Annotated in this window: 3 protein-coding genes, 1 tRNA gene and 1 rRNA gene; 4 read left to right on the top strand and 1 reads right to left on the bottom strand. The window is 69.4% G+C overall.

The annotated features are described in order from the left end of the window. The 3 genes from rrf to ACZ7L0_RS04760 all read left to right on the top strand — a co-directional run. A 5S ribosomal RNA gene (rrf, locus tag ACZ7L0_RS04770) occupies positions 1–93 on the top strand; the annotation flags it as partial. A gap of 114 nt (positions 94–207) precedes the next feature. Then, complete coding sequence (locus ACZ7L0_RS04765) at positions 208–870, top strand: DegT/DnrJ/EryC1/StrS family aminotransferase (RefSeq protein ID WP_471240979.1); 663 nt, start codon at positions 208–210, stop codon at positions 868–870. 96 nt (positions 871–966) lie between these two features. After that, positions 967–1,039: transfer RNA gene (locus ACZ7L0_RS04760), tRNA-Thr, on the top strand. Between the two features lie 55 nt (positions 1,040–1,094). On the opposite strand, the gene ACZ7L0_RS04755 is transcribed toward ACZ7L0_RS04760, so the two are convergent. Continuing rightward, positions 1,095–3,851: a SpoIIE family protein phosphatase gene (locus ACZ7L0_RS04755; protein ID WP_471240950.1), complete on the bottom strand. Its 2,757-nt coding sequence runs from the start codon at positions 3,849–3,851 to the stop codon at positions 1,095–1,097. A gap of 377 nt (positions 3,852–4,228) precedes the next feature. Between ACZ7L0_RS04755 and ACZ7L0_RS04750 the strand changes: the two genes are divergently transcribed. Beyond that, positions 4,229–9,688, top strand: coding sequence for a HAMP domain-containing protein (locus tag ACZ7L0_RS04750; RefSeq protein ID WP_471240949.1), 5,460 nt, complete (start codon positions 4,229–4,231; stop codon positions 9,686–9,688). Positions 9,689–9,774: the final 86 nt, after the last annotated feature.

Genomic DNA, 9,774 nt, shown 5'->3' with positions numbered 1-9,774 from the left:
ACGCCCGGTTACATTCCGAACCCGGAAGCTAAGCCTCACAGCGCCGATGGTACTGCAGGGGGGACCCTGTGGGAGAGTAGGACGCCGCCGAACAAACTTTGAGAGGGTTGGTCCCCGAACTTCGGTTCGGGGACCAACCCTTTTTTGGTTTGCGTCACTTGAAGTTCACGTTCCGCAACCAGCATCGCTCTCATGGGTACTGCTGCAATGCTCAGGGCCGCCGGCGTCGGAGTCGGTGACGAGGTCGTCGTCCCGGCCTTCGGGAACGTGGAGGTCGCCGAGGCCGTGACCCTGGCCGGTGCGCTTCCGGTGTTCGCCGACATAGATCCGGCGACGTACTGCCTCGACGTCTCGGCCGTCGAGGCAGCCATAACTCCCCGTACCGCGGCCGTCGTTGTCGTCCACCGCTTCGGACGGCGGGCCGACCTCGCGCGGCTGCACGGGGTGGGCCGGCGACACGGGCTGCTCGTGCTGGAGCAAGGGGAGTCCGAGGCGCCGTACGACGAGGTAGCCCAGCGCAGGGAGCGGGCCGCCTACCTCGACGCCAAGCTCAGGGGCGTACGCACGCCCGACGGCGGTGACGGGCACACCTACCAGCAGTACGTGGTGCGGGTGCCCGGCAACGGAAGGCCGGACCGCGACGCCTTCGCGCGCGCCGTGCGGGCCAAGGGCGTTGAGTGCCGGGTGCCGGTGAAGACGCCCGTGCACCGGCTGCCGGAATTCCGGCGGTGCGTGGCGCTGCCGGAGACCGAGCGAGCCGCCGACGAGACGCTGGCACTGCCCGTGGAGGCCGCATTGACGAAGCGGGAGATGCAGCGGATCGTGTCCGCGTGCAATGCCCTCGGAGGACTGCTCCAGCCTGCCTTCTGAGAGGCGCTGAGCGTACGGTGAACGAGTTTGGGAACTCGAGTCCGTTCGGGGTATGATCTATTCCGTTGCCGCGAGGGAAACCTCGAAAGGCGACAGGCCCCTATAGCTCAGTCGGCAGAGCGTCTCCATGGTAAGGAGAAGGTCAACGGTTCGATTCCGTTTGGGGGCTCAAAACGAAAGACCCCGCCCACCCGGGCGGGGTCTTTTCATGTCCGGCCCCGGGCCTACTCCTTGTGGATGCCCGGAACGCGCATCGCCAGGATCGCCATGTCGTCGGACGGGGCGTCGGAAGCGAAGCGTTCCACCGCACGCATGATCCGGGCGGCCACCGCGCCCGCCGTGAGGCCCGTGCAGGTGGTGAGGACCTCGGCCAGGCCGTCGTCGCCCAGCATGCGGGTGCCCTCGCGGCGTTCGGTGACGCCGTCCGTCACGCACAGCAGGACGTCGCCCGGATCCAGGGTGACCGTCTCCTCGTACAACTCCAGGTCCTCGATGACACCGAGGAGCGGCTGAGGCTCGGCCGCCGCCTCCACCGTGCCGTCCGGGCGCAGGCGCAGCGGGAGCGGGTGTCCGGCGCAGACCACCTTCAGCTCGGCGCTGCCGTCCTCCCTCGGCCTCAACTCGCCGTACAGGAGCGTCAGGAAGCGGCTGCGGGCGCCCTCGTCGAGGATCGCCGAGTTCAGCCGCTCCAGGACCGCTGGGCCGCTCAGCCCCTCGCGGGCCAGCAGACGCAGCGCGTGCCGGGCGAGGCCGGTGACCGCGGCCGCGTTCGGGCCCGTACCGCAGACGTCGCCGATGGCGAAGCCGTACGCGTCGTCGCTGATCGGGAAGACGTCGTAGAAGTCTCCGCCGACCTCGTTGCCCTCGCCGGCCGCACGGTAGATGACCTCGACCTCGACGCCGTCGATCTGCGGCTGCCCGGGCGGCAGGAGGCTGCGCTGGAGGGCCTGGCTGATGGCCGTGCGCTCCGAGTACAGGCGGGCGTTGTCCAGGGCCAGCGCGGCCCGGCGCGAGAGGTCCTCGGCCAGTTCCAGGATCTCCTGGCGGAAGTGCTCGTCGGTGGGCTTGCCCAGGGTCAGCATGCCGATGACGCGGTTGCGGGCGACCAGGGGCAGGACGACCGTCTCGCCGCCGACCGCGGAGGCCGTGGCGAGGGTCGGACCGATGCCCGTGGAGATCTGGTACGTAGGCCCGCCGGTCAGGCCCAGACTGCGCATCGAACTGCGCAGCGCCGCCTGGTGGGCCAGCTCCCCGGGGGCCGACCAGACGCGGGCGCCCGGTGTGGGTACCGGGTCGGGCGGCGGGACCTTCGACAGCAGGGACTTGATGCCGTCGATGAGCTCCTCGTCCTCGTGCAGGACGTACGACAGGTACGGCTCGGAGGCCTGGTCGGCGATGGTGTAGACGGCGCACCACGTGGCCAGGGTCGGCACTGTCATCTGCGCCATCAGGGCGAGGGTCTGGTCGCGGTCCAGGGTGCCGGCGAGCAGGTCGGACGCCTCGACGAGGAAGCTCAGGGAGCCGCGGCGCAGCCGCTCCAGCTCGCCGAGGCGGGCCGACTCGACGGCCAGGGCGATCCGGTCGGCGGCGAACTGCAGGCGCAGCGCCTCCTCGTTGGAGTATCTGCTCGGAGCCTCCGCCGCGACGCCGAGGGAACCGGTGAGACGGCCCTCGACCTTCAGCGGGACCGTGACGACCGAGCGCATGCCCGTGTCGTTGAGGAGGGGAACGGCGCCCGGAACCACGGTGAGGTCGTCGTGGACGGCGGGCATCCGGGCCGAGCCGTAGCGGCCGGGGCCCGCCTCGACGGGGACGCGGGCGAAGCGCTGGCGGGCGGAGGGCAGGCCGGTGGAGGCGCGGACCTCCAACTCCGTCTCGTCGTCGGTCGCGAGGAGCAGGAAGGCGGCGTCGCCGTCGAGCATGTCACGGGCGCGTTCCACCGTGCGCTGCAGGAGGCCGTCGAGGTCGTCCGGCGCGGGGGAGCCGATGAACACCTCGAAGGGGTCGGTGCTCTGGCCGTCGGCGGTCGAGGCCGAATCGGAGGACGGGACGCGGGACGGCGTCTGGAGGACGGCGCGTTCGTGGTCCCGTACGAGGAGGCAGACCGTGGAGGGTTCGCCGCCGGTGTCCCGCACCCGGAGGTGGGAGGCGTACACGGGCGTGACCCGGCCGTCGGCGGCGCGGATGCCGTAACTGCCTTCCCAGCGCGAGAGCTGGAGCGCCTCGGCGATGCCGGTGCCGGTGCCCGGGGTGTGCGGCCAGGCCGCGAAGTCGGTCAGGGGCCTGCCGGTCACCTGTGCGGCGGTGTGGCCGAACAGCTCCTCGGCGTCCTCGTTCCAGGCCGCGATGGAGCCCTTGCGGTCGATCTGCACGACCGCGACGCGGACCCGGCCGTCGGCCAGCGGGAGGAGGTCGGCGGGGAGGGACGGGCCGGCGGCGCGGGTGCCGACCGGGCGTTCGGGCAGGTCGAGTTGGAACCAGACGTTCTTGTGCGTGGGCGTGTACTCCACGCCCCAGCGGGCGGCCAGGGCCGCGCACAGCTGCAGTCCGCGCCCGCCCTCGCGGTCGGGACTGCCCATGGTGGCCGCCGCGCCCTGGAGGGGCACCTCGCGCTCGGGGTAGCGGTCCGCCACCTCGATGCGTACGCCGTCCTCGCTGCGCAGGCACAGGACGTCCGCGGTGGTTCCCGCGTGCACCACCGCGTTGGTCACCAGTTCGCTGGTGAGGACCACCGCGTCGTCCACGATGTCGGCGAAGCCCCAGCCCTGCAGGGTGTCGCGGACGAAGGACCGGGCGGTCGCGACCGATCGTCCGACGGGCTCGAAGCTGGCGGCCGCGCGCGCGGTGATCACAGAACTCCTCGACCGGTTGTCGACGTGCAGGGATCCGGGGCCGTCGGGCTCGCGCCGCTGATGCGGCATCCGCGTACCCGTCGGCCGGGGGTCCGGGGGCTGTCCCCCGGGGATCAGTCCGGTGGTCATGGTCTGCGGCCGCCCTCCGATGCCCGCTCGTTCTCGTGCCACCGCCCAGGCCGGACGGACCGGTGCGGCTGGACAGCCGCATGCAAGGTTACTTACCTTCGCGGTCCGTGCGGATGCCGGTCGGCGGTGATTACGCCCCCAGGGTGTGCGGACGATGTGCGAAGCTGCCGAACTGTTATGGCCTGGTTCGGCCGGGGTGAAACACTGGGCAAGCTTCAGATGAAGGTCCGGGCAGGTTGAGTGCGTTCCGTGTACGGCGGGCAGCAGCCCCTGGTGCGGGCGCATGCCGTCTGTCAGAAATACGCATCAGTAAGCGGTACGCGGTACAGCGGTACCCGAGCACAGCAGTAACGGTCGATCCCTGCGGGAGGGACACAGTGGAGTCTGGCGCAGCGACGCGGGGCACGAAGACGCGCGCGAAGAACGGACCGTCCCAGAGCAGGCGGCGGGGCGGGACCACGCAGGTGGACACCGCCGCCCTGGACCGGTTGCTGGTGGCTCTCGTGGCCATGCGGGACGGGAATTTCCGCAAGCGGCTCACGGTGTCCGGGGACGGCGTGATCTCGGAGATCGCGGCCGTGTTCAACGAGGTGGCGGACCGCAATCTGCACCTTACAGGTGAGCTGTCGCGGGTGCGGCGCATGGTGGGTCGTGAGGGCAAGCTCACGGAGCGGCTGGAGACGGGGGCCTGCGAGGGGTCCTGGGCGGCCGCCATCGACGCCTCCAACGCGCTCGTCGACGATCTCGTACGACCGGTGTCCGAGGTCGGCCGGGTCCTGACCGCGGTGGCCGAGGGCGATCTGTCGCCTCGGATGGAGCTCAGGACGCAGACGCCGGACGGGCCCGGGCATCCGCTGCGGGGCGAGTTCCTGAGGGTCGGGCGGACCGTCAACAACCTGGTCGACCAATTGTCGACGTTCACCGACGAGGTCACGCGCGTGGCCAGTGAGGTCGGCACCGAGGGCAAGCTGGGCGGTCAGGCCCGGGTGCGCGGTATGTCCGGTTCGTGGAAGGACCTGACGGAGTCCGTCAACACGATGGCCAACCGGCTGACCGCCCAGGTGCGGGACATCGCGCTGGTGACCACGGCGGTCGCCCGGGGTGACCTGTCACGCAAGGTCACCGTGCATGTGGCCGGCGAGATGCTGGAGCTGAAGAACACCGTCAACACGATGGTGGAACAGCTGTCCTCCTTCTCCTCCGAGGTGACCCGGGTCGCCCGTGAGGTGGGCACCGAGGGCATTCTGGGCGGTCAGGCGCAGGTGCCCGGGGTGGCCGGTGTGTGGAAGGAGCTCACCGACTCGGTCAACACCATGGCGGGCAATCTCACCGCCCAGGTGCGAGGCATCTCCCAGGTCACCACGGCCGTGGCCAACGGTGATCTGTCGCAGAAGGTGACGGTGCCGGCGCGCGGCGAGGTCGCGCAGCTCGCCGAGACGATCAACCAGATGACCGAGACGCTGCGGATCTTCGCCGACGAGGTCACGCGTGTGGCCAACGAGGTCGGGGCCGAGGGGCGCCTCGGCGGGCAGGCGAACGTGCCGGGCGCGGCGGGTACGTGGAAGGACCTGACGGATTCCGTCAACACCGTGTTCCGCAATCTCACCACTCAGGTGCGGGACATCGCCGCCGTGACGACCGCCGTGGCCAACGGTGACCTCTCGCAGAAGGTCACCGTCGACGTGGCCGGCGAGATGCTGGAGCTGAAGAACACCGTCAACGGGATGGTGGATCAGCTGTCGTCGTTCGGTGCCGAGGTCACGCGTGTGGCCCGGGAGATCGGTGTCGAGGGTGAGCTGGGCGGTCAGGCGCAGGTGCCGGGCGCGGCGGGCACGTGGAAGGACCTGACGGACTCCGTCAACACCGCGTTCCGCAACCTCACCGGTCAGGTCCGCAACATCGCCCAGGTGACGACGGCGGTGGCCAACGGCGACCTGTCGCAGAAGGTCACCGTGGACGTCTCCGGCGAGATGCTCAAGCTGAAGAACACCGTGAACACGATGGTGGACCAGCTGTCGAGCTTCGCCGACCAGGTGACCCGGATGGCCCGGGACGTGGGTACGGAGGGCCGCCTGGGCGGTCAGGCGCGGGTCGACGGCGTCTCCGGTACGTGGAAGGAGTTGACGGACTCCGTCAACTTCATGGCGGGCAACCTCACCTCCCAGGTGCGGCAGATCGCGCAGGTGACGACCGCGGTGGCCCGCGGTGACCTGTCGCAGAAGATCGACGTCGACGCGCGCGGGGAGATCCTGGAGCTGAAGAACACCATCAACACGATGGTCGACCAGCTCTCCGCCTTCGCCGACCAGGTGACCAAGGTGGCCCGCGAGGTGGGTACCGACGGCCGCCTCGGCGGTCAGGCGCAGGTGCCCGGCGTGGCCGGTGTGTGGCGTGACCTGACCGACTCGGTGAACGGCATGGCCGGCAACCTCACCGCCCAGGTGCGCAACATCGCGCAGGTCGCGACCGCGGTGGCGCGCGGTGACCTGTCCCAGAAGATCACCGTGGACGCGCGCGGGGAGATCCTGGAGCTGAAGAACACCCTGAACACGATGGTCGACCAGCTGTCGTCGTTCGCCCAGGAGGTCACGCGCGTCGCGCGCGAGGTGGGCACCGAGGGCATGCTCGGCGGCCAGGCCGAGGTCCAGGGGGTCGCGGGCACCTGGAAGGACCTCACGCAGTCCGTGAACTTCATGGCGAACAACCTGACCATCCAGGTGCGCAACATCGCCGAGGTCACCACCGCGGTCGCCAAGGGCGACCTGTCGAAGAAGATCACCGTTGACGCCAAGGGCGAGATCCTCGAGCTCGTCACCACGGTCAACACCATGGTTGACCAGCTGTCGAGCTTCGCCGAGCAGGTGACCCGGGTGGCCCGCGAGGTGGGCACGGAGGGCATCCTGGGCGGCCAGGCGCACGTGCCGGGCGTCACGGGCATCTGGAAGGACCTCAGCGACAACGTCAATCTGATGGCCAACAACCTGACCATGCAGGTGCGCAACATCTCCCAGGTGTCGGCGGCGGTCGCCAACGGTGATCTGACCCGGCAGGTGACGATCGAGGCGCGCGGCGAGGTGGCACAGCTCGCCGACACGATCAACACGATGGTCAAGACGCTGAGCTCGTTCGCCGACCAGGTGACCAAGGTGGCCCGCGAGGTGGGCACGGACGGCATCCTCGGCGGTCAGGCGCGCGTGCCGGGTGTGGCCGGCACGTGGAAGGACCTCACCGAATCGGTGAACCAGATGGCGTCCAACCTGACCGGCCAGGTGCGCAACATCGCGATGGTCACCACGGCCATCGCCAAGGGTGACCTGACCAAGAAGATCGACATCGACGCCCGCGGTGAGATCCTCGAACTCAAGACGACGATCAACACCATGGTCGACCAGCTGTCCAGCTTCGCCGAGGAGGTCACCCGGGTCGCCCGCGAGGTGGGCACCGAGGGGCAGCTCGGCGGCCAGGCACGCGTGCGTGACGTCGACGGCACCTGGCGGGACCTGACCGAGTCGGTGAACGAGATGGCCGGGAACCTGACCCGGCAGGTACGTGCCATCGCGCGCGTGGCGACCGCGGTGACCCGCGGCGACCTGAACCTGAAGATCGACGTCGACGCCTCCGGCGAGATCCAGGAACTGCAGGACTACATCAACAAGATGATCGCCAACCTGCGCGACACCACGATCGCCAACAAGGAGCAGGACTGGCTCAAGGGCAACCTCGCCCGCATCTCCGCCCTGATGCAGGGCCGCCGGGACCTGGAGGACGTGGCCTCGCTGATCATGAGCGAGCTGACCCCGGTGGTCTCCGCCCAGCACGGCGCCTTCTTCCTGGCGATGCCGCTGGTCGACGGCAAGGACCTGAGCGCCGAGGCCGAGGACCAGTACGAGCTGCGGATGCTCGGTTCGTACGGCTACTCGATGGGCTCCATGCCGACCTCGTTCCGGCCGGGTGAGGCGCTCATCGGCACCGCGGCCGAGGAGAAGCGCACGATCATCGTGGAGAACGCCCCCAGCGGCTACCTGAAGATCTCCTCCGGGCTCGGCGAGGCCCCGCCCGCGCAGGTGATCGTGCTGCCGGTGCTGTTCGAGGGCAAGGTGCTCGGCGTGATCGAGCTGGCCTCCTTCACGCCGTTCACGCACATCCAGAAGGACTTCCTCAACCAGATCGCCGAGATGATCGCGACCAGCGTCAACACCATCTCCGTCAACACCAAGACGGAGGTGCTGCTGCGGCAGTCGCAGGAGCTGACCGAACAACTCCGTCTCCGCTCGGAGGAGTTGGAGCAGCGGCAGAAGGCCCTGCAGGCCTCCAACGCCGAACTCGAGGAGAAGGCCGAGCTGCTGGCCCGGCAGAACCGCGACATCGAGGTCAAGAACACCGAGATCGAGGAGGCGCGGCAGGTCCTGGAGGAGCGCGCCGAGCAACTCGCGGTCTCCATGCGCTACAAGAGCGAGTTCCTGGCCAACATGTCGCACGAGCTGCGTACGCCGCTGAACTCGCTGCTGATCCTGGCCAAGCTGCTCGCCGACAACGCCGAGGGCAACCTCTCCCCGAAGCAGGTGGAGTTCGCCGAGACCATCCACGGGGCCGGTTCCGACCTGCTGCAGCTGATCAACGACATCCTCGACCTGTCGAAGGTCGAGGCGGGCAAGATGGACGTCTCCCCGACGCGTATCGCGCTCGTCCAGCTCGTGGACTACGTGGAGGCCACCTTCCGGCCGCTGACCGCGGAGAAGGGCCTGGACCTGTCCGTACGGGTCTCGCCCGAGCTGCCCGCCACGCTGCACACGGACGAGCAGCGCCTGCTGCAGGTGCTGCGGAACCTGCTGTCCAACGCGGTGAAGTTCACCGACTCCGGGTCGGTGGAGCTGGTGATCCGGCCGGCCGGCGCGAACGTGCCCGTCGCCATCCGCGAACAGTTGCTCGAAGCCGGTTCGCTCACCGATCCCGACGCGGATCTGATCGCCTTCTCGGTGACCGACACCGGGATCGGCATCGCGGCCAGCAAGATGCGGGTGATCTTCGAGGCGTTCAAGCAGGCGGACGGTACGACCAGCCGGAAGTACGGCGGTACCGGTCTCGGGCTGTCGATCTCGCGGGAGATCGCGCAGCTGCTCGGCGGTGAGATCCACGCGCAGAGCGAGCCGGGACGCGGCTCGACGTTCACGCTCTATTTGCCGCTGCACCCCAGCGAACTGCCGCCGCAGGGCTACCAGCAGGCGCTGCCCGCGCTGGAGGCGGGCGAGCTGGTCGCCTCCGAGGCCCAGCGCTCCGAGCTGTCCGCCGCGGAGGTCGAGACGCCGGCCGAGGTGAGGTCGTACCGGGAGACCCAGAACGGTGCCCCGGCGCTCTTCCGGCGCCGGCGCCGGGGTGCTCCGGTGAGGGAGGAGCGGATCGAGCACTGGCCGGTCGCGGAGCAGCAGGAGGCGGCGCATCCGGCGCACCGCACGGTGCGGTTCGGCGGTGAGAAGGTGCTGATCGTCGACGACGACATCCGCAACGTGTTCGCGCTCACCAGCGTCCTGGAGCAGCACGGCCTGTCCGTGCTGTACGCGGAGAACGGCCGCGAGGGCATCGAGGTGCTGGAGCAGCACGACGACGTGGCGGTGGTGCTGATGGACATCATGATGCCCGAGATGGACGGGTACGCGACCACCACGGCGATCCGCAGGATGCCGCAGTTCGCCGGGCTGCCGATCGTCGCGCTGACCGCGAAGGCGATGAAGGGCGACCGGGAGAAGGCGATCGAGTCGGGTGCGTCCGACTATGTGACGAAGCCGGTCGACCCCGATCACCTGCTGTCCGTGATGGAGCAGTGGATGCGTGCGGAGTGATCGCTGGGTGACCGCCGGGTGACTGCCGGGCGGTCGCTCGGGGATCGCGAGGCCGGGGTTCGGTGAAAGTCGAGTGAAGGTGCCGG

The organism is Streptomyces sp. NPDC039424, from assembly GCF_055639495.1.
Note: the sequence above shows the minus strand (reverse complement) of the source record. Positions and strands in the feature narration are given on the sequence as shown.